Origin of the sequence: Paenibacillus sp. FSL L8-0663, from assembly GCF_038008125.1 — a bacterium.
Classification (GTDB): domain Bacteria; phylum Bacillota; class Bacilli; order Paenibacillales; family Paenibacillaceae; genus Paenibacillus; species Paenibacillus polymyxa_D.
This window is the reverse complement of sequence record NZ_JBBOYM010000001.1, coordinates 5,174,846-5,200,133: the sequence shown is the minus strand read 5'-3', so window position 1 is coordinate 5,200,133 and position 25,288 is coordinate 5,174,846. Positions and strand designations below refer to the sequence as shown.

The 25,288-nt window shown below is 48.6% G+C and carries 26 protein-coding genes and 1 riboswitch; of the genes, 21 read left to right on the top strand and 5 right to left on the bottom strand.

All coding sequences use genetic code 11. From position 1 onward, the window contains the following. Positions 1 to 137: 137 nt before the first annotated feature. Both mobA and MKY75_RS22985 read left to right on the top strand, forming a co-directional pair. Positions 138 to 818 (top strand): molybdenum cofactor guanylyltransferase, encoded by a 681-nt coding sequence (gene mobA, locus MKY75_RS22990; RefSeq protein WP_069010029.1) that lies wholly within the window; start codon positions 138 to 140, stop codon positions 816 to 818. Between the two features lie 85 nt (positions 819 to 903). Then, positions 904 to 1,518, top strand: coding sequence for a LysE/ArgO family amino acid transporter (locus MKY75_RS22985; protein WP_069010028.1), 615 nt, complete (start codon positions 904 to 906; stop codon positions 1,516 to 1,518). A gap of 257 nt (positions 1,519 to 1,775) precedes the next feature. On the opposite strand, the gene MKY75_RS22980 is transcribed toward MKY75_RS22985, so the two are convergent. The 4 genes from MKY75_RS22980 to MKY75_RS22965 are packed head-to-tail and all read right to left on the bottom strand — an operon-like array spanning position 1,776 to position 4,058. Further along, positions 1,776 to 2,708 carry a 1-phosphofructokinase family hexose kinase gene (locus MKY75_RS22980; protein WP_340886635.1) on the bottom strand — a complete coding sequence of 311 codons (933 nt, stop codon included), beginning with the start codon at positions 2,706 to 2,708 and terminating at the stop codon, positions 1,776 to 1,778. Positions 2,709 to 2,764: 56 nt separating this feature from the next. Then, positions 2,765 to 3,079 carry a DMT family transporter gene (locus tag MKY75_RS22975; RefSeq protein ID WP_013312355.1) on the bottom strand — a complete coding sequence of 105 codons (315 nt, stop codon included), beginning with the start codon at positions 3,077 to 3,079 and terminating at the stop codon, positions 2,765 to 2,767. Continuing rightward, positions 3,079 to 3,420: a DMT family transporter gene (locus tag MKY75_RS22970; protein ID WP_013312354.1), complete on the bottom strand. Its 342-nt coding sequence runs from the start codon at positions 3,418 to 3,420 to the stop codon at positions 3,079 to 3,081. The genes MKY75_RS22975 and MKY75_RS22970 overlap by 1 nt, the downstream gene beginning before the upstream one ends. Positions 3,421 to 3,464: 44 nt before the next feature. Beyond that, entirely contained in the window at positions 3,465 to 4,058 is a 594-nt protein-coding gene (locus MKY75_RS22965; RefSeq protein ID WP_069010026.1) for a TetR/AcrR family transcriptional regulator, read from the bottom strand. A 204-nt stretch (positions 4,059 to 4,262) separates the two neighbouring features. Here MKY75_RS22965 and cls point away from each other — a divergent pair, with 204 nt between their 5' ends. Continuing rightward, positions 4,263 to 5,774, top strand: a complete 1,512-nt coding sequence (cls, locus tag MKY75_RS22960; RefSeq protein ID WP_029518528.1) for a cardiolipin synthase — start codon at positions 4,263 to 4,265, stop codon at positions 5,772 to 5,774. 35 nt (positions 5,775 to 5,809) lie between these two features. Here cls and MKY75_RS22955 read toward each other — a convergent pair whose 3' ends face one another. Then, positions 5,810 to 7,306, bottom strand: coding sequence for a phospholipase D family protein (locus tag MKY75_RS22955; RefSeq protein WP_069010025.1), 1,497 nt, complete (start codon positions 7,304 to 7,306; stop codon positions 5,810 to 5,812). A 230-nt stretch (positions 7,307 to 7,536) separates the two neighbouring features. On the opposite strand from MKY75_RS22955, the gene MKY75_RS22950 reads away from it, so the two are divergent. The 18 genes from MKY75_RS22950 (at position 7,537) to MKY75_RS22865 (ending at position 25,218) form a co-directional block, all read left to right on the top strand. Next, on the top strand, positions 7,537 to 7,962 hold the full coding sequence (locus tag MKY75_RS22950; protein WP_069010024.1) for a DMT family transporter: 426 nt from the start codon (positions 7,537 to 7,539) through the stop codon (positions 7,960 to 7,962). A 59-nt stretch (positions 7,963 to 8,021) separates the two neighbouring features. Beyond that, positions 8,022 to 8,726: a Crp/Fnr family transcriptional regulator gene (locus tag MKY75_RS22945; protein WP_029518525.1), complete on the top strand. Its 705-nt coding sequence runs from the start codon at positions 8,022 to 8,024 to the stop codon at positions 8,724 to 8,726. Between the two features lie 58 nt (positions 8,727 to 8,784). Beyond that, positions 8,785 to 9,276 carry a DMT family transporter gene (locus MKY75_RS22940; protein ID WP_318627943.1) on the top strand — a complete coding sequence of 164 codons (492 nt, stop codon included), beginning with the start codon at positions 8,785 to 8,787 and terminating at the stop codon, positions 9,274 to 9,276. A gap of 352 nt (positions 9,277 to 9,628) precedes the next feature. Then, a complete protein-coding gene (gene fni, locus MKY75_RS22935; RefSeq protein WP_029518523.1) occupies positions 9,629 to 10,729 on the top strand; it encodes a type 2 isopentenyl-diphosphate Delta-isomerase in 1,101 nt (366 codons plus the stop codon). Then, positions 10,726 to 11,217: a GNAT family N-acetyltransferase gene (locus tag MKY75_RS22930; RefSeq protein ID WP_340886634.1), complete on the top strand. Its 492-nt coding sequence runs from the start codon at positions 10,726 to 10,728 to the stop codon at positions 11,215 to 11,217. Before fni ends, MKY75_RS22930 begins: the two co-directional genes overlap by 4 nt. Before the next feature lie 133 nt (positions 11,218 to 11,350). Then, positions 11,351 to 12,451 (top strand): redox-regulated ATPase YchF, encoded by a 1,101-nt coding sequence (ychF, locus tag MKY75_RS22925; protein WP_013312345.1) that lies wholly within the window; start codon positions 11,351 to 11,353, stop codon positions 12,449 to 12,451. Between the two features lie 272 nt (positions 12,452 to 12,723). Continuing rightward, a complete protein-coding gene (gene prfA / locus MKY75_RS22920) occupies positions 12,724 to 13,791 on the top strand; it encodes a peptide chain release factor 1 (protein WP_013312344.1) in 1,068 nt (355 codons plus the stop codon). 3 nt (positions 13,792 to 13,794) lie between these two features. Then, positions 13,795 to 14,694 carry a peptide chain release factor N(5)-glutamine methyltransferase gene (gene prmC / locus MKY75_RS22915; protein ID WP_340886632.1) on the top strand — a complete coding sequence of 300 codons (900 nt, stop codon included), beginning with the start codon at positions 13,795 to 13,797 and terminating at the stop codon, positions 14,692 to 14,694. Between the two features lie 75 nt (positions 14,695 to 14,769). Continuing rightward, positions 14,770 to 15,963, top strand: coding sequence for an FtsW/RodA/SpoVE family cell cycle protein (locus MKY75_RS22910; RefSeq protein WP_029518520.1), 1,194 nt, complete (start codon positions 14,770 to 14,772; stop codon positions 15,961 to 15,963). 258 nt (positions 15,964 to 16,221) lie between these two features. Beyond that, positions 16,222 to 16,914, top strand: coding sequence for a stage II sporulation protein R (spoIIR, locus tag MKY75_RS22905; RefSeq protein ID WP_340886630.1), 693 nt, complete (start codon positions 16,222 to 16,224; stop codon positions 16,912 to 16,914). 155 nt (positions 16,915 to 17,069) lie between these two features. Then, the gene (locus tag MKY75_RS22900; protein WP_340886628.1) at positions 17,070 to 18,317 is read left to right on the top strand and encodes an L-threonylcarbamoyladenylate synthase; all 1,248 of its coding nucleotides are present in this window, start codon (positions 17,070 to 17,072) and stop codon (positions 18,315 to 18,317) included. Between the two features lie 142 nt (positions 18,318 to 18,459). Next, entirely contained in the window at positions 18,460 to 19,020 is a 561-nt protein-coding gene (locus MKY75_RS22895) for a manganese efflux pump MntP (protein WP_029518517.1), read from the top strand. A gap of 103 nt (positions 19,021 to 19,123) precedes the next feature. Next, a complete protein-coding gene (locus MKY75_RS22890; protein WP_029518516.1) occupies positions 19,124 to 19,708 on the top strand; it encodes a low molecular weight protein arginine phosphatase in 585 nt (194 codons plus the stop codon). Between the two features lie 78 nt (positions 19,709 to 19,786). Further along, positions 19,787 to 19,868, top strand: a riboswitch (ZMP/ZTP riboswitch). A 219-nt stretch (positions 19,869 to 20,087) separates the two neighbouring features. Next, a complete protein-coding gene (locus MKY75_RS22885) occupies positions 20,088 to 20,675 on the top strand; it encodes a TIGR01440 family protein (protein WP_029518515.1) in 588 nt (195 codons plus the stop codon). Between the two features lie 120 nt (positions 20,676 to 20,795). After that, entirely contained in the window at positions 20,796 to 22,046 is a 1,251-nt protein-coding gene (gene glyA, locus MKY75_RS22880; protein WP_165146166.1) for a serine hydroxymethyltransferase, read from the top strand. Positions 22,047 to 22,219: 173 nt separating this feature from the next. Continuing rightward, positions 22,220 to 23,101: a carbohydrate ABC transporter permease gene (locus tag MKY75_RS22875; protein WP_029518514.1), complete on the top strand. Its 882-nt coding sequence runs from the start codon at positions 22,220 to 22,222 to the stop codon at positions 23,099 to 23,101. Beyond that, on the top strand, positions 23,101 to 23,937 hold the full coding sequence (locus MKY75_RS22870; protein WP_318627941.1) for a carbohydrate ABC transporter permease: 837 nt from the start codon (positions 23,101 to 23,103) through the stop codon (positions 23,935 to 23,937). Before MKY75_RS22875 ends, MKY75_RS22870 begins: the two co-directional genes overlap by 1 nt. 15 nt (positions 23,938 to 23,952) lie before the next feature. Further along, positions 23,953 to 25,218, top strand: a complete 1,266-nt coding sequence (locus tag MKY75_RS22865; RefSeq protein WP_340886625.1) for an ABC transporter substrate-binding protein — start codon at positions 23,953 to 23,955, stop codon at positions 25,216 to 25,218. Positions 25,219 to 25,288: the final 70 nt, after the last annotated feature.

Below are 25,288 nucleotides of genomic sequence, written 5' to 3'. Positions count from 1 at the left end.
GTTCTTTATTCCAATGTATCATGTGTTGAAAGGGTTAACAAACCAATTAATTAACAATTATGTAATAATTAAATTTTGTTCAAAAAGTTCATGATGCACATTTGCAATTGTTTTCAGAAAAAAAGGAGGGCATATTTGTGAAAGTGACTGGTATTATCGTCGCAGGAGGACGTTCCAGACGAATGGGACAGGATAAGGCTCTGCTTGAGATTGATGGAGCCACTATGCTTGAACGGATGTATACTACATTGCAGCAGGCGGCCCAGCGGGTTGTAGTAGTCACTCGTGACAACCAAGGATATGGCCTGAGTGGTATGGAAACTGTGTCTGATGTTTTTCGGGGTATGGGGCCCTTGAGTGGTATCCATGCAGGATTATCTGCATCTACTACGGAGTGGGGGATGGTTGTCGCTTGTGATATGCCTTTTGTACAGCCAAAGGTGCTACATGATCTGCTCGCTGTAACTAAGAAGTGGACGGAGTTGCAAGGAACGAGGGAACCAGCATTGCAAGCAGTGATACCTTCTATGAATGGACGTATACACCCGTTGCTGGCTGTATACCATCGGAGCGTGCTACCGTCTGCCGAGGAATGTTTGCGTAGTGGACGGCTTCGTCTCACCGATTGGTTGGACAAGCTGAACGTTCGTTATGCGACAGTAGAAGATTTGCCGGGAGTGAGTGAAGACATGTGGCATAAGGCAGTGTTCAATATGAACAATCCGCAGGACTACCAGCTTGCTATAGAGCAGTTGAAGCATAGTATAAAACAGACCACGCAGAGCGTGAAGAATTTAAAGGAAATGCAAGAGGATTAGGAACGTACAAGCTTCCTGTTCAGGGACTATTTAGGAGAGAAAATACCAGAGAAATATAATGGGTTAAATTTGGGGGAATATATTTATGCTGGAAGCTATTATCCATGCCCTTTTATTGGCGCTGGGTTTGATTTTGCCTTTGGGGGTACAAAATGTATTTGTGTTTAATCAAGGGGCGTGCCAGTCGCGGTTTCGCAATGCATTGCCTGCTGTCATAACAGCGGGTGTCTGTGACACAATCCTGATTACGCTTGCGGTTGGGGGCGTATCTCTTATTTTGCAGCAATTTCTATGGCTCACGAACGTACTCTATGCGGCGGGCTGTTTGTTTCTGCTGTATATGGCCTGGACTTTATGGAGATCGAAGGCAGCTTCCTCGGGAGAAAGTCAGGCGATGCGGCCGAAACAACAGATGATTTTTGCCGCTTCGGTATCGCTATTGAATCCACATGCCATACTGGACACGGTTGGCGTAATTGGAACCAGCTCCCTTCAATATGACGGCGGGGAACGCTGGGCCTTTGGTCTAGCCGCCGTGTCCGTATCTTGGATATGGTTTATCGGTCTGGCAACGGCGGGGCGTCTCGTGGGACGTATGGATTCAGAAGGGAAGTTTGGGACTGTGCTCAACAAAATATCGGCACTGATTATTTTAGGCTTGGCCATTTATATGGCGATAAATTTCATTACCAGTATGTGACCCAATCCTTGTTAGAGGAAATACTTCAATACAGCGAACACCCCGCTCAAAGCAAAGGGAACACCGATCAAAAATAGCATAAAGGCCAGACAGCCTGCACCATTTATACCGCCTGCAATTCGGGCGTCCCGAGGGTTGGATGGATTGTAAATCGGAAAAGCGCATAGTTGGAATATAGAACATTCGGAATCGGAACAACTGTGTTTGTGGTATGAAAATGAGCGAATGTGTAGATGAAATAAAAAAGTGACGCTGAATTACAACAGCGTCACCGTAATGCCTTGCTCCAGACGCTTCACGTCCTGGAGCTCGATCTTCCCGGCCATGGCGTGCAGAGCTGCCGCTGTGCCGCAGGCCGCTCCCTGCCGTAGCATGGCAGGGAGATCCAGCCCCGTAGCTGCGCCGGTGACCAGCCCGGCGACCATGGCGTCACCGCTGCCGAGCGCGCTGACAATGTCCGCGTCTGGCAGGCTCACGCGGTAGCGCGCATCATGCGTTACCGCCAGCGCCCCGCGCGCGCCGAGCGAGATAACGGCCAGCTGCGCTCCGGCTTCCAGCAGCTTCGCTGCCGCCGCTTCAGCGGCATCCGGGCGCGCTGCGTCGATTCCCGCAAAGTGGGCGGCCTCGTCCTCGTTAGGCTTCACGAGGTCGGGCTTTCCGCGCATCCCCAAGCGCAGCGCCTCACCGCTCGCGTCCAGCGCCACCCGCGCGCCACGTGCCTTTGCCAGCGTGCACAGCTCGGCGTACAGATCGGGCGGACAGCCGGGTGGCAGGCTGCCGGAGAATACGACCCAAGCCGAATCCTCGGCAAGGGTCTCGATTTTGCGCCGCAGTGCGGCTAATTCAAGCGGCCCAACGGTCGGTCCGCTCTCAATCAGCTCGGTCTGCGTGCGCGCGGACGGGTCGAGCACGGTAATGGCGAGACGGGTCTCCCCATGTGCCGTTTCAATGAAATCGGCGCTTACGCCTTCCGCGCTCAACCCGTCAATGAGCAGCCGTCCGGTGTGTCCGGCAGCAAACCCGGTTGCTCGTACTGGCTCGCCTAGTGTGCGAATGACGCGGGCGGCATTCACGCCCTTGCCGCCCGGTACCGTCAGGCCGCCTTCAATGCGGTGGACGGCATTCAAACCGAAGCCTGCAACTGTGTAGATTTTATCCACAGCCGCGTTAAGCGTTACGGTGGTAATCACAAGGCATCACTCCTTTAAGATCAGCAATTTGCAGCATTTGGTGCCATTCGCTTATGCTAAGATATTAGCTTTAATCCCAATGCTGCGGCAAGAATCATGGCGATGAATAAGACACGCAGTACGCTTTTTTGTTCACCGTACAAGAACATGCCTGTAATCGTGCTACCAACCGTTCCGATGCCTGTCCATACGGCATAGGAAGTCCCCATAGGCAAACTTTTCATGGCATAGCTGAGCAGGGAAAAGCTAAGAACAAAGGATAAGACCATAAGCACTAAGGACTTCCAGCCTTTGCCCACCGTAACTCCCTTCATACCAATGACTCCTAATACTTCCGAGCATCCCGCGATAACCAAAGCAATCCAAGCCATTATGCGCCACTCCCTTCCTGAACATCACGGTCGGTAACTAACTTCAGGCCGACCACACCTGCCAGCAAAAGGGCGATTAACAGCGTTTTGGACCATTGAAACGGTTCCCCGAATAGCAGCATTTCGCCTACGACCGTTCCCCCTGTCCCTAGTCCAGTAAATACAGCATATACCGTGCCTACAGGCAAACGCTTCGCAGCCTTCATGATCAAATAAAAGCTGGCCACCACAGCCAGCACGGTTACAGCCCAGGCGAGTATAGAATCCGCATGCTTCAAACCCGATACCCATACGACCTCAATCAGGCCGCCAACAAAGACGTAAATCCAACTGCGATTCATGATGAATATTCTCCTCAAAAATAAATTTTATAAGTTCGACGGCTTCATGCTTCATGAGGTGAGGTTAACGTAATCCCACGCCAAAAAATAGGCCATGCAGCGTCCAGTCTTCGGTGGTAGTTGACGCTTCCACTGTACAGGAGCTCCACCATGACTCCGTCCACCAGTGTCATAAAGGCTAAAGCCACATCCACTGGCTCCATATGCCCAAAGGGTTCCCGATCCCGTGCATTACGGAGGTGACGAGTTAATTTTCGCTCCATTTTGTCCAGAAAAGGATTAACAATATCCAGCACCTCGTTATACAACGATACAGGCGGAAAGAAGGAAAAGCGAAGCATAAACTTGGCTGAGTCGTTGCTCTCATATTCCTGTCCCATCCAAAACAAGAAGTCATGCAGGGTATGCTTAAGCGGCTGATCTTTACGTTCCGTAAAGTACTCGAAAATACGTAGATTCTGCTCTTGAAAAGCATACCTCGCTACCTGTAGGAACAGATCCTCTTTGCCTTGGAAATGCGCGTATATAGACGGTTTTCGGATACCGACCTCAGCGGCAATACTGCTCAAGGATGCTCCTTCATACCCATTGGTGGCAAATTGAAAAAGAGCGGCCTTTCGAATCTCTTCCATTCCCATTATTGTCACCTACCTAACGTTCGTTAGTTTATTCTTGCACGAAAAAAAGTAAGTGTCAACCCAGCATCATTGTGTTTTGTATAAAGCTTTTCTTTGGATTTTTTTATCAACATTTTAATAAAAAAGTGGGAAGAAATAAGGGGCTCATGTACAATATAATGAAGAATACTTGTCGAATGCAGTCCACTGGAAGTGAGGTTAGTTATGAGGCGAAGCTTACTAGCCGTATTGATCGCGGCTATGGTGTTTATTATTTATTATTTTGGCTTGTTTAATTACATCGGCAAAAATGAAGGAACTGTCATCAGTATTTTTTCCACCCTGACAGTGATCTCCATCAGTCTGATTATTTTTACGGAGAATCGTAATCCCTCCACTACGATGTCCTGGATTTTGCTGCTGGCATTGCTGCCAGTCGTTGGACTTCCTCTCTATTTTCTGTTTGGGCAAAATGTATTCAAGCGTCGCAAGTATGATAAAAAGGCATTGCGTGACCAACAGGCTTACGACCGCATAGAAAAGGATGCTTTGCGAGTCAAACGGGATCTGACCTGCTTTACAGATGAGCAGCAGCAGTTGATGCGTTTGGCCCGCAGACTGGCCCGCTCCCCGATTTATTTTGCGACCGAAACTCAAATTCTGAACAATGGAGATGAAACCTTCTCCACTTTGCTAGAAGAGCTGCGCAAGGCGCAGCATCATATCCATATGGAATATTACATTTTCCGTTCGGATGATATCGGTACCAGCATTCAGAAAATTTTGATTGAAAAGGCTAAAGCGGGTGTTAAGGTTCGGTTTATGTACGATGCGGTGGGCAGTATTCAGTTGTCAAAGTCATTTTTGAAAGAAATGAGAGATGCAGGAGTAGAGGTTGTTGCGTACGGCGGCGCTCGGATCTTGTTCTTCTCCAGCCGGGTAAACTATCGTAATCACCGTAAAATTGTAGTCATCGACGGTAATATCGGATTAATTGGTGGTCTAAATGTGGGAGATGAGTATCTCAGCCGCAACAAAGCCTACGGCTTTTGGCGTGATACGCATATGATTGTGAAGGGCGAAGCTGTGCGGACGTTGCAGCTTATATTTCTACAGGATTGGCTTCACATGACGGGTGAGTCGGTGCTCGATAGCGAATATCTGTCTCCCAGTATTGAACCCATTACAGACGGAGGCGTGCAGATTATTGCTAGCGGCCCGGATAATGAGCGGAGAGTGCTTAAAAATCTGTTTTTCTCCATGATCACGTCCGCCCGAAAATCAGTCTGGATTGCCACTCCTTATTTTATCCCGGATGAAGATATCCTGACTGCCTTACGGATGGCTGCCTTGTCCGGGTTGGACGTACGTATTCTGTTTCCCGCAAAACCGGATAAATGGCTACCTTTTCTCGCGTCTCATTCGTACTTCCAGTCGTTACTGGAGGTTGGAGTCAAGGTATATGAATATGAAAAAGGGTTCCTCCACTCCAAGCTCCTCATCATTGACGGGGAAGTTGCGACCATCGGGACAGCCAATATGGATATGCGTAGCTTTCATTTGAATTTTGAAGTTAACGCTCTGTTAATTCAAACGCACAGTGTGCAGCAGATGGTAACAGACTACGAACGAGATTTGCATTCTGCCAGTCTGATCGTACGCGAAGAATTCATGAAAAAACGTCTGTTCAAACGTTTGATGGAATCGCTCGCGCGGCTGCTTTCACCGCTGTTGTAGGTCATAAACGAATTCGCTACAGCACTATTCGGTAGTTAAAATGTAGTAAAGCCTAAAATATCCTGTAGACGGTATATAATATCTTTCCAAAATGTTGAATGATCCTCGTAAGCTGCTAGATCCAAGCTGTATTCAGCCCCCTGATTATTCCATAGCTTATCGAAATAGGCCGCAACCTGTCGGGTCAGCTTGCTGTCCGCCGGAGCGGCCACCCACAATTCATTTTCCAGATTCAAATCATCCAGATTACGGGGCGTCAGATTGGTAGAGCCACCCCAAATGATATGCTCTCCTTGCGCCTTGGCGATATAAATCAGTTTGGTATGGAATTGCTCATGGGTGGTATGATACCAGCGAATTTGAATGTTCCCGCCCGATTTATCGGACAACTCTTGGGCGACCGGACGATTGGGGATGCCGATTTTTTCCTGACCAAACGCGTTCTCATTGGGGTCCAGCAGTAATTGGATGTTTACACCGCGCGCAGAGGCATCCAGTAGGCTATTCAATACTTTGCGGTCAGCCAAATAAAACATGCCCATATGAATGCTGTCACCTTTCTTCGTCTGCCCGATGCCATCCAGAACCGAGGTGTACACCTTGCCCTCAGTTAGATATTTGATTCGATAGCTGTCCTTACTCGATGGAACTTTGGGTTCGGCCTGTGGTGTATAGGCAGGAAGCTGCCCACCGCCCGAAAAGTCCAACACCGCCTGTTCCGTTTGTAAAATGTCTCCGATGATGGGCCCCTTCACCTCCAGCGCTACATTGGAGTGGTAGGCGCTCGCGTCGTGCACATTGCCTGTAGAAATGAGCGCTGTCTGTTCGCTGACAACCAATTTTCGGTGATTGGCCTTGACGTTTAACAGCTTAAGATAGGAGCGAGCCGTAACATCCGGTCCGTCACTGGCCATCAGGTTGGGAATCCAGCCTGTGCCTTGCTGCCCGAACCATTGGAAGAAGGTACGCCACACCGCCGAATAGATGGGTGTAGAGTCCCGCAGGGGATCTACATCGGTCTGCACGACCTGAATCCCTGCTCGCTTCATATTTTCCAACAAAGGGTTGGGAGCAGAATTGTAGTTGGTATTGACTTCATCTGTAATGAAAAAGATAGGCATATCAGGATGAGCTTTCTTTTTGGCAATAAGATGATCGGTCATTTGTGCGCTAACTTGGGGGAAGTGCTGACCTTTATGCTTATAGTCGTTGAACAGAAACAGATCGATGACGATAAATTGCTCGGCTTCATCAATGATCCCGAGCATACGCTTCAAAATTTGTCCTTCATGCTGTGCAGTACTACCATCCCCGGTGGGATAGGTCAAATCCGTCCAGAAGTTTACCTCATGGGTTGAATACTCCTGGCTCTCATAAGAGACGAACGGAGGCAAGGGTTTATGGGTCTGATACAGCATGACGGCAATCAGCCAAAGGATAAGTACCAGAATGGCGATTTTAAGGGCACGGCCCTTATGCCTGGATTTTCTTTGATATTCCGGCTTAGAATGCAGCGGATCACGTGTAGTCATATGACGATCAACTCCTCAATTGGATGCTGCATTCCGTTTTACCGTGCCGGAACATGCAGTTTTATGATGGGATACTGTCAAGTTATTAACGCAAGTGTGCAGGATTGACGCGGATACTGAATGAAATGAAGGATGTTTTACTATTCGTTGAGGACATATGTCCTTTATAGAGAGTCTGCCCTATAATTTAATATATAGAAAAGTCATTTACATGGGGAGAATAACGATTTATGAGAGGAATCTTGTTTGCTTTTCTGGGAGGAGCGTGTATTACGCTACAAGGTGTAGCGAATACACGGATTAGTCAGGATATTGGTACATGGCAGGCTGCTGCTGTTACTCAGCTAATAGGGTTTATTTTGGCAGCATTAGTCTGGATGTTTACAAGGGATGGCAATGTGGCTGAAATGAAACAGGTGAAGCCAATGTATCTTTGGGGCGGTGCCTTTGCAGCTATTATTATATTTAGTGAAGTCACGGCGATCCAACATATTGGGGTTACGTTCACGATCTCGGCGTTGTTGATTGCGCAGTTGTGTTTAACCTTTCTGGTAGATATTAAGGGATGGTTCGGTATAGTGAAGCAAAAGATGAAGCTGCCACAATTTATAGGTATTGGTATGATGATCGCGGGTGTAATTATTCTGAAGCTTTAAAATAGAAATTTAACTTGTAAAGAAAGCTTAGAATGTAGAGATTGAAGGTGAGCTTAGGAATGAGAGAAATTCAGGATCAAGAGCAGCTAAAATATTTTTTGCAGCTGCATGAGTTGGAATCCATACTCTACGAGCCACTACATCCTTATTTGTCGTTGCATCGTTTGGAGCAAGGGGAAAAGCTCTGTTTACAGGGGGATCCCATTGAGCATCTATATATACTGGTGCAGGGCAAGGTCAAGATTTATACCAGTTCTACAGAAGGGAAAACCCTGATCCTTTGCTTCAAAACACCGATCGAGGTCATAGGAGATGTTGAATATATTCGGAATAGTCACGTCATCAACACGGTAGAGGCAGTGTCTCCGATCTATGTGATCGGTATTCACCACCAATGGATGAACAAATACGGCAAAGACTATGCTCCTTTGCTGCAATTTCTATTGGATGTTGTCACGCGAAAGTTTTGCCTGGACTCCGACTTTTCCAGTTTTAATCTCATGTATCCGGTGGAAGTCAGACTGGCGAGCTACCTGCTATCGGTTTCTTTTGACGAATCGAATACAGCTTTTCATGAGGAATTACGGGCATCCAGTCTGGTAGATGTGGCGAATTTGATCGGAACCAGCTATAGACATCTCAACCGTGTTATTCGCAAAATGATTGAAGATGGATGGGTTGAACGGACAAAAGGCTATATTGTCATTCGGGACAGAAAAGGTTTGAGTGAACTGGCAGGACATAATATTTATGAATCATTGTAATAGGAGCATGTAGTAAAAAACAGAAGAATATCAAGGATCATCAAGGGAGAGTTAACATATGTTATTAGGAATTGTATTGGCGGTTATCGCAGGTGCCTTGGTCAGTCTGCAAACGATATTCAATAATAAGGTGAATGAACGGACAGGATCGTGGGCCACAACAACATTGGTGCTGGGCACAGGGTTCTTGGCTTCCTTACTCGGGAGTCTTATTTTTGAAGGGAAAAATACATTTGCTTTACAGCATATGCAGCCGTGGTACTGGTTCAGTGGCATGATTGGTGTCGGTGTTGTGTTCTGTCTGGTACAAGGAATGAAGCGACTTGGCCCGACCTATGCGATCTCCATTGTATTGACAGCGCAATTAGGGACCGCCCTGTTGTGGGATTCATTAGGATGGCTAGGATTAGAGAAAATTCCGTTTACCATTAACAAGCTGATCGGTGTATTGGTCATTATCGGTGGTATTCTTGTGTTCAAATTTGGACACGGGCGTACGAAGGAGCAAGGAGAAAGCATTTCATCTGTACCTGATTCGATGAAGGGATAAAGGAGAATGTAATGACCTTTATCTTGCTGGGATAGGGATCATACTTTCGAGTAGGCATTTTGTAGAAAAGCTGCAGCTCAATTAGGGGCGGCTTTTCTGTAAAGTTTCCGAAATAACTGGTTTATTGCGTATTTTGAACATGATCTATGGGGGAGAAAAAATGTTCACGATCGTGTATATATTTTCCCATCCATGATACAATGAGAGTATCTTAAAATAGCCACTTTAAGGGCATACGATATTTGTATAAGAGACGATAAATAGATCGGTTACCGTGTTCGGGAACGGTCTTATTTGTGCTTCTTGAACTTGATACAATAAACAGAGTGACTTTGGATGAGGTGGAACATAGATGAGTAGTACAGAGAATAAAAAAGGAGCACCTGACGGCTTTAACAGATCCGGCTCTTTGTTGCCTGCCGCGCGGACAGGCGAACGGAAGATTGAGCACGTCCGCCTTTGTTTGCAAGAAGATGTGGCCGGACAAGGTATCACCAGCGGGCTGGAGCGGTATGTCTTTAAGCACTGCGCTCTGCCGGAGTTGCATTTTGACGAGGTTCGCCTGGATACTACTTTTTTAGGACAGGCTGTACGAACACCGTTGCTTATTAGCTCCATGACAGGCGGCAGCGCCGAGACAGGAGCGATTAATGAGCGATTAGCAGAGACAGCGGAGAGACGCGGCTGGGCATTGGGCATCGGCTCGGTACGGGCTGCGGTGGAAAGGGAAGAATTGGCTCCAACCTTTGCAGTCCGCCGTCTGGCACCCAGTATCCCGATCCTTGCCAATCTGGGTGCGGTGCAGCTGAACTACGGATTTGGCGTGGACGATTGTCGCCGTGCAGTAGACATTGCTGGAGCAGATATGTTGGTGCTGCATTTGAACGGATTGCAGGAGATTTTCCAACCCGAAGGGAATTTGGATTTTAGCGGCCTGCTTAATCGTATCGAGGAGTTGTGTCGTCAGCTTTCAGTGCCTGTAGGAGTGAAGGAAGTAGGTTGGGGCATAGATGGCGAGACGGCATCAAGACTGTATGATGCGGGTGCAGCCTTTATTGATGTCGCTGGTGCAGGCGGGACAAGCTGGAGCCAAGTGGAGAAATTTCGTAACCCTGATCCTGTGCGTCGCGCGGCGGCGGAAGCGTTTGCGGACTGGGGCAATTCGACCGCTGATTGTATCGTGGAAGTCAGAGCCGCTCAGCCACATGGTGCTCTGATCGGCAGCGGTGGACTGAGAGACGGTGTCAATGCAGCGAAGGTGCTTGCTTTGGGAGCTGACATGGCAGGCTTCGGGCGTTCTTTGCTCGGTTCTGCGGTTGCCTCTAGTGAAGCGCTGGAGGCACGTTTGGAGCAGGTCGAACTGGAACTCCGCACGGTCATGTTTGGCATTGGGGTAGATGGAATAGAAGGGCTCAAAGATACGACTCGACTAAGAAAGAAGGTAAATGGATGAGCGGACTTATTACATTGGTTCCGATGAATGCGGAGCAATATGATCGATTTGAACAACGCTCGCTTGCCGACTATGCGGATGAGAAAATCCAAGCAGGTACATGGACGGTTGAAGAAGCACCAGAGCGAGCGGCAGAAAGTTTTGCTCAATACCTGCCACAGAGACTAGACACACCTCATGCTCACCTGTATATGTTGATGTTTTCCGATGACGGGGGGCAGAGTCAGGAGGAAGCTGGCTACATCTGGTTCAATATTACGGACGGCGTGCAAGGAGAAGAAGCTTTTCTACTGGATATCCTTGTAGACGATTCATACCAGGGGAGGGGTCTAGGTACGATGGCGATGGAGGCTTTGGAACAGGAGGCTCGCAGGCTGGGAGCTGTCCGCATCGGGTTGCATGTATTTGGGCATAATGAGCGAGCTTTGCATGTATATCGCAAGTCGGGCTATCGGATTACAGATATCCAGATGAGCAAAGAAATCTAAATAGGGATATAGTAAAATCCTGAATTCCATAACCGTATGCTTGCCGCGTGTATAGGTTCTCATATATAATGTGGGTTGGTAAACTAACGGATGGCATAACGCATATTTTATATAAACGGGAGTTGTTCTGATTATGGCTTTAAAAGCGGGGATTGTGGGCTTGCCGAACGTGGGCAAATCAACACTTTTTAACGCAATAACGCAGGCGGGTGCGGAATCCGCAAACTATCCATTTTGTACGATTGACCCCAACGTAGGCGTCGTTGAAGTACCGGACGAGCGGTTGGATAAGTTGACCGAACTGGTTGTGCCGAATAAAACGGTGCCAACGGCTTTTGAATTTGTTGATATTGCAGGACTTGTGCGCGGTGCGAGCAAGGGCGAGGGTCTGGGTAACAAGTTTCTGGCTCATATTCGTGAAGTGGATGCGATTGTACATGTGGTACGTTGCTTTGAAGATGAGAACATTACCCATGTAGACGGCAAAATTGACCCGATCAGCGACATTCAGACCATTAATTTGGAACTGATTCTGGCGGATATCGAAAGCGTAGACAAGCGTATTGAACGTTCCCGCAAAAACATGAAGGGTGGCAACAAGCAGTACACCCAAGAAGTTGAAGTGTTGGAGCGGATCAAAGAAACGCTATATGCTGATAAACCTGCGCGTAGCTTAGAATTGTCGGATGAAGAACGGCTGATTGTACGCGATCTTCATTTGCTGACGATGAAGCCTGTACTCTATGCCGCTAATGTTAGCGAAGATGGCGTAACGGAAGCCGACAGCAATCCATATGTGCAAAAGGTACGCGATTTTGCTGTGGCTGAAAATGCAGAAGTGGTGCCGATTAGCGCCAAGGTAGAATCTGAAATTGCTGAGCTGGAAGGCGAAGACAAGGCGATGTTCCTCGAGGAGCTGGGATTGGCTGAATCCGGATTGAACCGTTTGATTAAAGCAGCATATCGCTTGTTGGGCCTGTATACGTATTTCACAGCAGGTGTGCAGGAAGTACGCGCTTGGACGATTCACAAAGGAACGAAGGCACCGGGTGCTGCGGGCGTAATTCATACGGATTTTGAACGCGGATTTATTCGTGCCGAGGTTGTATCCTACAACGATTTAGTCGCTGCTGGTTCGATGAATGGGGCCAAGGAACGGGGTCAGCTTCGTCTGGAAGGTAAGGAATATGTAGTGCAGGACGGAGACGTTATGCATTTCCGTTTTAATGTTTAATATAAAATTTCTAGAGTACAATACTCGATTCGGATATATAAAAGACGATGTCTCAAGTATGTGTGTTCTAAAATGTGCTAGATAATGCGGTCGCTGCCTATATTAGGGCGGCGACTTTTTTTATTGAATTACATGTCGTGTGGATTTTTGCAAAATCCTAAATTAGTCAGTATTTCTTGTAGCTAATTCATGAATTAGTTGGTATAATAAAGAGCTGTAGCCAGTGAAATTGAAGCTGGCTTCATATTAATTTAACTGAAGAGGTGAATCGCTTGTTGGACCGATTGCAATCATTGGCGGACCGCTACGATAAACTGAGCGAACTGCTCTGCGATCCGGATGTAGCGAACGATAGCAAAAAACTTAGAGATTATTCCAAAGAACAGTCTGATTTACAGCCTGCTTATGAAGCATATACCGAATATAAAAATGTCGTTGAAGAGCTGGAAGCTGCAAAAACCATGCAGGGTGAAAAGCTGGACGACGAGATGCGTGAAATGGTCAAAATGGAGATTGAAGAACTGAGTGTTCGTAAGCGGGAGCTGGATGAAAAAATCCGTATTTTGCTGCTGCCGAAGGACCCGAATGATGATAAAAACGTTATTATTGAGATTCGTGGTGCAGCGGGTGGTGACGAAGCAGCACTATTCGCAGCTGATTTGTACCGGATGTATACCCGTTATGCCGATACCCAAGGCTGGCGTGTAGAGCTGATGGACGCGAACATGAATGATCTCGGGGGCTTTAAAGAGGTTATTTTCATGATTAACGGCCGCGGTGCATACAGCAAAATGAAATTCGAAAGCGGCGCACACCGCGTCCAGCGGATTCCGACGACGGAATCAGGTGGACGTATTCATACATCGACATCTACAGTATCCGTTATGCCTGAGGCAGAAGAAGTGGATATTGAAATTTCCGACAAGGATATTCGCGTGGATACGTTCTGTTCCAGCGGTGCGGGCGGACAATCCGTTAATACGACCAAGTCGGCGGTGCGTGTAACGCATATGCCAACAGGTATTATGGCAACCTGTCAGGACGGAAAATCCCAGAACTCCAATAAGGAGAAGGCGCTGCAAGTTTTGCGTGCCCGTATTTCGGATATGTTGCGTCAGGAAGAGGAAGCCAAATATGCAGGCGAGCGTAAGAGCAAAGTAGGTACCGGGGACCGCAGTGAGCGTATCCGTACCTACAACTTTCCGCAAAGCCGTGTAACGGATCATCGTATTGGACTAACTATGCATAAGCTGGACCAGGTGATGAACGGGGAGATCGAAGAAATCGTATCGGCGCTCACGATTGCAGAGCAGGCTGATTTGATGGAACAAGAGGTTTAAGTTTTGGGGAACGAGCGCGATTGTGTGTATCGGATGTCGCCGGAACGAAACATGAGTGTCAGAGAAGCCTTGGTTGAGGCTTCTTCTTTTTTAGGAAGCTGTGGCGTTCTGGAGCCCCAGCATAATGCCCGTTTGTTGCTGGAGCATGTGCTCGGATTGGAAGGTACGGCGTTTTACGCCGCTCTGGGTGATCCGTTCCCTTCCACCGCCAAGGAGGCGTGGGAACGGATCATAGCCCGCAAAGCTGCGGGTGAACCGGCGCAGTATATTATCGGACGGCAGGAATTTTATGGCCGCCCGTTCGCGGTTTCGCCGTCGGTGCTGATTCCGCGCCCCGAGACAGAACTGCTCGTCGAGGCGATACTCCAGCACGGCGATCGGCTGTGGCCAAGCGGTGCTCCTCAGGCGCTCGACATCGGCGCGGGCAGCGGTGCGATTGCCGTGACGCTGGCGGCTGAGCGACCGAGCTGGCGCGTAGCGGCAGGGGATATTTCGGCTGCCGCGTTAAAAGTAGCGGCTTATAACGCTGCTGCGAACGGCGCAGCCGTAGAATTCCGCGAGGGCGATCTGCTGGCGCCATTTGCGGGAACGACGGTGGACATTCTCGTGTCCAACCCGCCGTACATCCCGGCTGCTGACATCGCTGGCCTACAGCCGGAGGTCCGCGACCACGAGCCACGGATGGCGTTAGATGGTGGTCCTGACGGGCTCGGCCCGTATCGGGCAATGCTGGAGCAGCTCGGACTCCTTCAGACTCCGCCCCGGCTAATCGGGTTTGAGCTGGGGATGGGACAGGCCAGAGACGTGGCTGGCCTGCTGGAACAGGCAGGTCATTGGAAGGATATTATAATCGTTCCTGACCTTGCAGGGATTGAACGACATGTCCTAGGCGTCTCGGAGTAGTGGTGCATTTTCTTTTTGCGAGTCTTTCCTTTAGAATAAGAGGAGTATGACCGAGAAACGGCTCAGGGGGAAATCATGCTTCAGAAATTGAAAAAAATTGACGGTCCGGTTATCTTTATTCTGGTTTTGCTCATGGCGATTAGTATCATAACGGTATACAGCGCAGGTAGGGGCCCTACGAACTTGGCAGAGCACGGCAACGACTATCAAAAGATGATCGGGTATTATATATTGGGTTTTGTGGCGATCTTGGGTTTAGCGATGGTCGATTTTCGGATATTCATTAAAAAAGCCCTGTACGTATATGGAGGCGGAATATTCCTGTTGGGTCTCGGATTTTTTGGTGGGACGGTTAACAACTCTCAGGGCTTTCTGAAAATTGGTGGCTTGAATCTTCAGCCTGCCGAGGTATTCAAGCTGGTTCTTATCATTTTTCTGACTTATATGCTGATCAAAAAGCGCAAGAGTAGGCTGTATTTCATTCAGGATGTTCTTCCAGTGGCTCTGGTGAGCTTTGTCCCGTTTGCCATGGTTATGGCACAAAATGACTTGGGTAATGCGCTTGGTTACATTGTCATCGTCATTGGTATGCTATGGATTGGTAATGTGAAGGCATCCCATGCGTTAATCGGATTCATCGTATTTGCAGTCGCCGTTGGCGGCGGGATCAAAGCTTATATTTCGTTTCACGATGAGATTGATTCCTTTATGAAGGGGATTGGCCGTAGTCACTGGGTTGAGCGGTTGGACCCTTGGTTGGTACCGGAAGAGGCAACCGCGAAGGCGTCTTATCATACCAAAAATGCCAAGCTGGCGATAGCCTCTGGCGGGATGATGGGCAAGGGCTTTTTGCAAGGAACCTCGGTACAGTCCGGGCGTGTTCCTTATACGTATGCGGATTCTATTTTTGTGGTCGTAGCGGAGGAATTTGGCTTTGTAGGCTCTTCAGTGCTGTTATTGTTATATTTTATTTTGATTCACCGAATGATCCTGATTTCGCTGGAATGCCGGGATCGCGCCGGACCGTATATTATTGTCGGGATTGTGTCCATGTTACTGTACCAGATTTTTGAGAATATTGGTGCGTTTCTGGGCATTATGCCGCTTACGGGGATTACGCTCCCGTTCATAAGTTATGGTGGTACCTCGTTGCTTATTAACATGGCTAGTATCGGCTTGGTTATGAGCATTAAGGTGCACGGCCAAGAGCTGGAGGATGATCTGCCACAGCCTTCCAGATTGAACTTGACGAAGGCGAAAAAAGCCTAGTACAGTTGGATTGTGGCTAGATACTGATTGGTATTTGTGTGTGAGTTGAAACGGTGCAACGCGAGAGTCCAGATTGTGAAATCTGGGCTTTTTTATATTCCTCGGCGAGGGTCTGAAGCTTGGTGTAGCATGATTCGAGGGTGTATTGAAGAAAATCTGTAAAGTGGTTATGAATATTTTACAAGACTTATAGGTTTAGACTCTCCCAAACCGGACAAACTGATAGACATGATAGAGTTTGGGTTTGGGGGGGCGAAGATGAGAAGTTGGGTAAAGCAAGCTGCAATGATACTATTTTGTATTTCGATATTAATGATGTCTTGGGAAGGTCAAAAGACGGATGCTGCTATGACCATGGGAACAAGAGGAGCCTTAGCATCAGGAGTGACTACAACAGGGCTGGAGGTGATTCCACACGACTCCATTCGACTGCGTATTTTGGCCAACTCGGATCGCCCGGAGGATCAGCTAGTTAAACGCGAAATACGGGACGCTATTGTGCAGCAGATGAATGCTTGGGTGAGTGAGTTGGAAAACCCGCAAAGCTTAGACCAAGCCAGATCATTGATTGATGCTCATTTACCTGAAATTGACCGTTTGGTAGGTACGGAACTGGCTCGTCGCGGCATTGCGTATGATCATCAGGTGGAACTGGCGAGCGTACCTTTCCCGACGAAAATGTACGGTGGTCTTGTCTACCCGGCAGGGAATTATGAAGCGCTACGGGTTACGCTGGGGCAAGGAAAAGGTCAAAATTGGTGGTGCGTGCTGTTTCCTCCGCTGTGCTTTATTGATGCAGGCAGTGGGGAAGCAGCGGCACAAACGGTATCAGCAAAAACGGATCATGGAGATAGTCGGACGAATACCATTGACAAGGAGCCGGAAGTGCGTTTTTTTCTGTGGGATGCACTTGCGGGACTGTGCAGCTGGGTGAGTGGCTTGTTTGCCTAAACGTTGAGGAGTGTAAGTTTCCCCATATGCTATAATGGAGCTTACGATAGATATACACATGGCAGAGCCAAATAAACTGATCTTTCAAAGTAGCCTTATAGGATCAAGCGAAATCACTGGCCTGTATACGACAATAAGATATGGGATGATCTGATATGAGCGATAAATTGAATCAAATGCAAGACTTGCGCGGAGATTTTGTGCAAAAGGAAAAATCGGAGCAAAAGCTGGACGAACAGGGGAATTGCGAGCTGAAGCAGGCATTGAAGTCTTCCCATACCCAATGGTGGGATGTAAGATGTTTGGTTCCTGTGAACAACACTGACGGGGGTGTTTCTGACGAAACTTCGGCTGAACAGACTCGGATCGCGGCGGAAAAAGGCATACGCGAGGCTGCTGTACTCCTCCAAGCTGGAGAGACGGTAGCCTTTCCTACAGAGACCGTGTACGGACTGGGAGCCGATGCTCGTAGTACAAAAGCGGTGGAGGCGGTATTCGCTGCCAAAGGACGCCCTTCCGATAACCCGCTCATTGTACATGTTTCTGATGCTGATCAATTAGAGGGTATGGTAGCAGAAATAAACGATACAGCCCGGGCGCTGATGAATATGTTCTGGCCGGGACCGCTGACTCTCGTATTGCCAGTGGTACCGCAGGCACTGTCATCGCGTGTAACGGCCGGGCTGGACACGGTTGGTGTGCGCATGCCAGATCATCCGATAGCGCTGCGCTTGATCGCTGAAGCGGGTTGTCCGTTGGCTGCGCCAAGCGCCAATCGTTCGGGAAGACCCAGTCCCACTCTTGCACAGCATGTGCGGGAGGATCTGGAGGGCCGCATCGGCGGCATTTTAGACGGAGGCCCCACAGGTGTGGGGCTGGAGTCCACGGTGGTGCAGGCGGCTGACGACGGAACGGTCACCATCCTGCGCCCCGGCGGCGTGACGGCTGAGCAGCTCGCTGCAGTTGCTCGCGCCGTCGTGCTGGACCCGGCGCTGGCCGCTACGCCCGGGGAGGATGCCGACAGCCCGGCGCCGCGCTCGCCGGGCATGAAGTACACACACTACGCGCCGCGAGGCCGCTTGAGCGTGGTACAAGGCCCGTCGTCCGTTGAGGTGACGGGCTGGATTCGCGCCGCGCTGGCGGAGGCTTCCGCCAGCGGAGAGCGCACAGCAGTGCTCGCGTTCGACGAGCATACCGCCGGCTACGCCGGAGAACGCGTCTACACGCTAGGCAAGCTGGACGCGCTCCATGAGGCAGCGCAGCGCCTATACGGCGTGCTGCGCCGCTGCGACGAGGACGGCGTCACCTACATTTTGGCGGAATCCTGTCCGCCGAAAGGATTGGGCGACGCCGTTATGAACCGCCTGCTTAAAGCGGCAGGTCACCGAATCGTCCGCCTGTAGCTTCTGTCGAATCAGAGCCTCTTATATTAAATTTTCCTCCCTCCTCGTCTCGGTATTGGGTACTTTCAGTGCATGCTTGTACTGATTTGCCTCTTGTCCGCATAACGTGTACAAGAACAGACGGATAATGGAGGGATGGAGTATGCTGGCAGCCTCTGCCCATGCCGGGCAGGTTGTAACGATTCTGATCATGGCGGTAGCGCTAGGAATGGATGCGTTATCGCTGGGCGTAGGGATCGGCATGAAGGGGATACGCCTGCGAGACGTGCTGCGCATCAGCACTGTTATTGGCTTTTTTCACATTCTGATGCCATTGCTGGGAATTTTCACAGGCCATTATATGAGTTCTTTATTAGGTCATGTGACGACCTACTTCGCAGGGGGGCTACTCATCCTTTTAGGCGGGCATATGGTGTATAATTCCTTCAAAGGGGACGGCGTACAGGTATTGGATCATCGTTCGCCTTTAGGTCTTTTGCTGTTTGCACTTGGGGTGAGCGTGGATTCATTTTCTGTAGGAGTGTCACTGGGGATGTTCCAGAGTGATCTGGTGCTGTCTGTTCTGGCATTTGGTTTTTGCGGGGGAGCAATGGCGATGTTGGGCCTGCTGCTGGGTCGCAAGGTCAGCCGCAATCTAGGAGATTACGGGGAAGCAGTGGGCGGTGCCATTTTGCTGGCATTCGGCTTTATGTTTATGTTTTGATTTTAGCGCAGACAGTGTAAAATAAGTGCAGGGTTAAAGTAAGGGATTAGGATTATAGTAATCCTCTGTTTATATATTTTTTAACATACGGGGGGTGAAAACGTTGAAGAATATCTTATTTGTATGCACTGGGAATACCTGTCGTAGTCCAATGGCTGAAGGGATGCTGCGTAAGTTGGCTGCTGAGCATGGACTAGAACTGGAAGTGCGTTCTGCGGGAGTGGCAGCGATGGAAGGCACGCCGATATCCCGACATGCAGAGGCGGTTCTACGTGATCACGATATATCCGATCAGATCACTTCAACCCCTTTGAGCGACGGGCTTGCCGGGTGGGCACATCTGATCTTAACCTTGACGCAAGGACATAAACAGCACGTAATTCAGCGCTTTCCCCAAACGGCGGGCAAAGTATTTACGCTTAAGGAATATGTGGAGAACCGGGATGCGGTGTTGAATGATGTACAGGAGTTGGACGGTTTATATGCTTCACAGCAGTTGATGGCTTCACTTGGACAAGAGCTATCGGCGCAGGAGCGTGAACGAATGATTGAATTACACCAACGGATTCCGGGCTTTGATATTTCAGATCCGTTTGGCGGTTCACGAGAAGACTACGATGTCACAGCTGCGGAAATCCGCACGGCGCTGCATAAGCTGCTGGACAAGCTAAAGGCCTCTTCCGAATAAAATCGCTCTTACTCATCTATTTTGTACGGAATCTGTTGATTTTCGACGGTTAATCCGTTAAGATAAGGTGGAAAAATGAGAATCCGATGTAACTGGCGACAAAAGTGGGATTAACCACGATGGAGCATCGGATATACGGCCGGTCGCCTGGGCAAAAGAGCAATTCCACATAGGTGTGGACTGCTCTTTTTTCATATACAAGTTATGCCAGATGTTTAGCTGAGGGTTGATTCCTTCAAAGGTTCTTCCATTTTTTCTGCTCGAAATCTGAAACATCGGCTATAATATAGTGAGATTGTGATCAGGAGAGAGTGTGTTGAACTTGGGGCATGAGACCGTGCCTAGTCTCTGAGAGGCTGTTCAACCAAAGGAGGTTCCAATGGTGGGACAATTGGATCATGAGATTTCGCTAGAAGCACAGACCACTTCTGTTGTGCGGGAAATCGCAGAAGCAGCCAGTCTCAGGGCTGGTCGCCTGCTGGTTATCGGCGTTAGCACAAGTGAAGTGGCTGGAAGTCGAATTGGCACGGCGGGAGCGCTCGATGTGGCTCAACAACTGTTATCTGGAGTAGAGTCCGTTCGCAGGCAGTATGGCTTTGATGTAGCGTTTCAATGCTGTGAGCATTTGAACCGAGCGTTGGTCGTTGAACGGGCTGTACTGGAGCGACTGGGACTGATGGAGGTTGCGGCTGTTCCTGTTCGTACAGCAGGAGGCTCTATGGCTACCGTCGCCTATCGTTCTATGAGCGACGCGTGTTTGGCGGCGAACGTGCAGGCTCATGCCGGGATAGACATCGGCGAAACGCTGATTGGCATGCATCTGCGACCGATTGCTGTTCCGTTTCGCCCAAGCCTTCGCTGGATTGGCGAAGCACGTGTGACAGCGGCGTTCACCCGTCCTCCACTTATTGGCGGACAACGGGCGGTGTACAGTCTGGAGCAAGAAGTCGGCGGAAACTGCGATTAGCATTTGGCATGGCGGCATGTTTGTACTAATCGTTTTTGCAATGATGATGAGGTACCCAACAGAGGAGCAGGCGTTAGCTTGTATACCCAACAATTGACTATGGAGAGGGAGTAATCAATCATGATGGAACACCTGCGTAAAAGTGACCCAGCAGTGATGGAAGCAATGGGACTTGAACTGAAACGACAACGCCACAATATCGAGCTAATCGCATCCGAGAACATTGTCAGTGAAGCAGTAATGGAAGCCATGGGCTCCGTGCTGACGAATAAATATGCTGAAGGTTACCCAAACAAACGCTACTATGGTGGCTGTGAGCATGTAGATATCGTTGAAGACATCGCACGTGACCGAGCAAAAGAACTGTTCGGCGCTGAGCATGCTAACGTGCAGCCTCACTCTGGAGCACAAGCCAACATGGCGGTGTATCTGGCAGCTCTCAAACCTGGAGATACTGTACTGGGTATGAATCTGGCGCATGGTGGCCATTTAACACACGGAAGTCCGGTTAACGCTTCCGGCTTGTTGTATAACTTTGCTGCCTATGGTGTCCGCGAAGACAACTTCCGCATCGACTACGATGAAGTGCGCAAGGCAGCCTTCAAGCACCGCCCTCGTCTGATTGTAGCTGGCGCGAGTGCATATCCGCGTACTATTGATTTTGAAGCTTTTGCTTCCATTGCCAATGATGTAGGTGCTTTGTTCATGGTGGATATGGCACATATCGCAGGTCTTGTGGCAGCGGGAATTCACCCAAGTCCAGTTCCGCATGCCCAATTTGTAACAACAACGACACACAAAACGCTGCGTGGTCCGCGTGGGGGTCTGATTCTGACTCGCAAAGCATGGGCGCAAGCGATTGATAAAGCTATTTTCCCTGGTACTCAAGGGGGGCCACTGATGCATGTGATCGCGTCCAAAGCGGTTGCTTTGGGTGAAGCGCTCCAGCCATCGTTCAAAACCTATGCGCAAAATGTAGTCCGCAACGCACAGGTGCTGGCTGAAACACTGTTGGCTGAGGGCATTAACATTGTATCCGGTGGTACGGATAACCATCTGATGCTGTTGGATACGCGCAATTTGAATATCACAGGTAAAGAAGCGGAGCATGTATTGGATTCCGTGGGCATCACGGTCAATAAAAATGCGATTCCTTTTGATCCGACCAGTCCATTCGTAACAAGCGGGATTCGTATTGGTACACCTGCTGCAACATCTCGTGGGATGGATGAAGAGGCTATGGTCAAAATCGGTAAAATCATTGCTGAAACCCTTAAAAACCCGAAAGATGATACTGTATTGTCCAAAGCAAGCCAAGCGGTTGGCGAGTTAACAGATAAGTTCCCGATTTATTCAGGAACTCAATACTAATTCATCGACATTCATAATCTTTATGTTATAGGCTGTTTTCCTTCCGTAAGCCGGAGGAGAGCAGCCTTTTTTTGCTTCCAAACGACTCGAAACTTACATTTTTGGGTAATAAGCGATTACAGTAAAGGTTTATGTGCGCTTTCCTTTATATCTACGACAAAGGAGTGATTACATTGAGTCAAAGAAAATCCGCGCAATTATTGCAGCAGCTCGTATTTGTGGGACCGATGGCGTTGTTTTTCGTCTTGATTATGGTCATTCCGTTCCTGCTGGGGCTGTATTATTCCATGACGAACTGGGATGGAGTATCTGAAAATATCCGATGGCTCGGGCTAGGGAATTACGTTCATATATTTAGGGATGATCCAGATTTCCGTAATGCGTTCTGGTTTACAGTTCGGTTTACCGTATGTGGTGTCATTCTAACGAACCTGATTGGCTTTTTCCTAGCCTATGCACTTACCAAACCGTTGCGTACCCGTAATGCACTGCGAACTGTATTTTTTATGCCCAATATGATTGGCGGCTTGCTGCTCGGCTTCATCTGGCAATTTATATTTGTACGCGGCTTTTCTGCGGTAGGGGAGGCAACAGGGCTTTCCTTTTTTAAACTGCCGTGGCTGGGTGATGGGCCAACTGCTTTTTGGGGAACTGTCATTGTGTTTGTATGGCAATATGCAGGTTATCTCATGGTTATTTACATATCTTCGTTAAATAATGTCCCGTCTGCCCTGATTGAATCGGCTCAAATTGACGGCGCGGGCCGAAGACAGATTTTGCGTCATATTGTAGTGCCACTTATTATGCCAGCGGTGACCGTCTGCTTGTTCCTGGCGATATCCTGGTCCTTTAAAGTATTTGAATTGAATTTGGCTCTCACAAAGGGGGGACCTTTCAAGTCGACAGAGTCTGTAGCGTTGGACATATATAATGAAGCGTTTACAAATAATCGACTTGGATTGGGAACTGCCAAGGCTATGATTTTCTTCGTGGTCGTTGCGATCATTACCAGCATTCAGGTGCGTCTCACGAAGAAAAAGGAGGTCGAAATGTAATGGAAAAAACGTCAAACTACCGTTTGGGCACATGGGTTGCTGAAATATTGCTTATTGTGATCGGGTTAATTTTTCTGGTTCCATTCTATTTTTTGCTCGTAAACTCCGTTAAATCCTTTGGTGACATTTTGGCCCATTCCGCTTCGTGGCCGACAACCTTCCGTTTTGAAAACTATGCTAACGCCTGGAATAAAATAAACTTTCCCACAGCACTGGGGAATTCACTGATTGTCACGATCGTCAGTAATGCGCTTTTGCTGCTCATCAGCTCGATGGCCGCTTACCAGATGGTTCGGCATGACACTCCTTTTAATCGGTTTTTATTCGGTTTACTTGTGGCAGCAATGGTAGTTCCCTTTCAATCGATTATGTTGCCGCTTATGGAAGTGTCCAACGTATTGAGCTTAAACAACAGTATACCAGGACTGATCCTATGTTACCTGGGTTTTGGGGCGCCTTTATCCGTTTTTCTTTTTCATGGCTTTATTAAAACGGTACCTATTGAGATCGAGCAGGCGGCAAGGGTGGACGGTTCATCCCGGTACGGGGTGTTCTTTCGCATCGTTTGTCCACTCCTGCTGCCTATGTTCGTAACTGTGCTTATTTTGAATACCTTATGGATATGGAATGACTATCTGTTGCCTTCGCTCATTTTGAATGATCCTGAGCTGCGCACCATTCCGATTGCAACCTATATGTTGTTTGGTCAGTACACCAAGCAATGGGACTTGGCGCTGCCAGCACTGGTGTTGGGGATCACGCCAATTGTTGTGTTTTTTCTGGTGATGCAAAAATACATCGTTTCTGGCATTGCAGCCGGTGCGGTCAAAGGCTGAAGGGAGGGATATCCGATGAAAAGAACAGCGTTGCTTGTCATCTCCTTGATGGTGCTGCTCGCATGTACACTTGCAGGTTGCGGAAATACGAAGGCTCAACAGAGTGAAACGAAAACGATACACATTTATCAATTCAAAGTAGAGATTTCGGAACCGCTAAATAAGCTGAAGGCAGAATATGAAAAAGCGCACCCTGGCATCAAGTTGGATATCCAATCTGTCGGTGGTGGTACGGACTACGGTGCTTCGTTGAAGGCTAAATTCGCATCAGGCGATCAGCCGGACATTTTCACAAATGAGGGCTACCAGGACCGCGATACGTGGTTGGAGTACTTGGAGGATTTGTCGGATCAGCCATGGGTAAAGGATCTGGACGATTTCGCTCGTAAGCCGATGACGGTTAACGGTAAGATTTATGGACAGCCTATGAACCTAGAAGGATTTGGTTTTGTTTATAACAAGGATTTGTTCAAAAAAGCGGGCATAACCAAACTACCTCAGACGATAGATGAACTGGAGGAAGCGGCCAAGCGACTGAAAGCGGCAGGGATTATACCTTTTGCTAACGGGTATGCGGAATGGTGGGTTCTGGGGAACCATTTTATCAATATTCCGTTTGCCAGACAGCCGAACCCGGAAAGTTATGTTGAGGATTTAAACAAAGGAACAGCTCGCATCCCCGGTAACCCGGTGTTCGATCAGTGGGTGAAGTTGCTTGACCTGACTATAAAATATGGGAACCGCAATCCGCTCACGACGGATTACAATACACAAGTGACGCTGTTTTCGACAGGTAAGGCTGCTATGATGCACCAGGGGAACTGGACGCAACCGCAAATAGATGGAATTAATCCTAACTTGAATTTGGGTATTCTGCCTGCGCCTATAGACAATGATCCCTCCACAGGAGGTAGACTCGCGGTGGGAGTAGCCTCGAACTGGGTGGTCAACAAAAATTCGCCTGTGAAGCAGGAGGCAAAAGAATTTCTCAATTGGTTGGTCACATCAGAAACAGGCAAGCATTATATCACCAAGGAGTTTAAGTTTGTTCCCGCCTTCAAAAGTATTACGTCCAGCGACGAGACGACAGGCGATCTAGGTGCAGAAATATCTCGGCATGTGAGGGAAGGCAAGATATGGAGTTGGAACTTCCAACGCTTTCCGAAGGGGCTGAATCAGGATTTAAGCAGCAGTATGCAAGCCTATATTGCAGGGGTTATCACAAAGGATGAAATGCTTCAGCAATTTCAGGGGGCATGGGACAATTTGAAGTATAGATAAACACAGATGAAAAGCTTTCCGATTCATTTATTGGATAAGCTTTTTCATTTGCATACTATTGTATATAAAT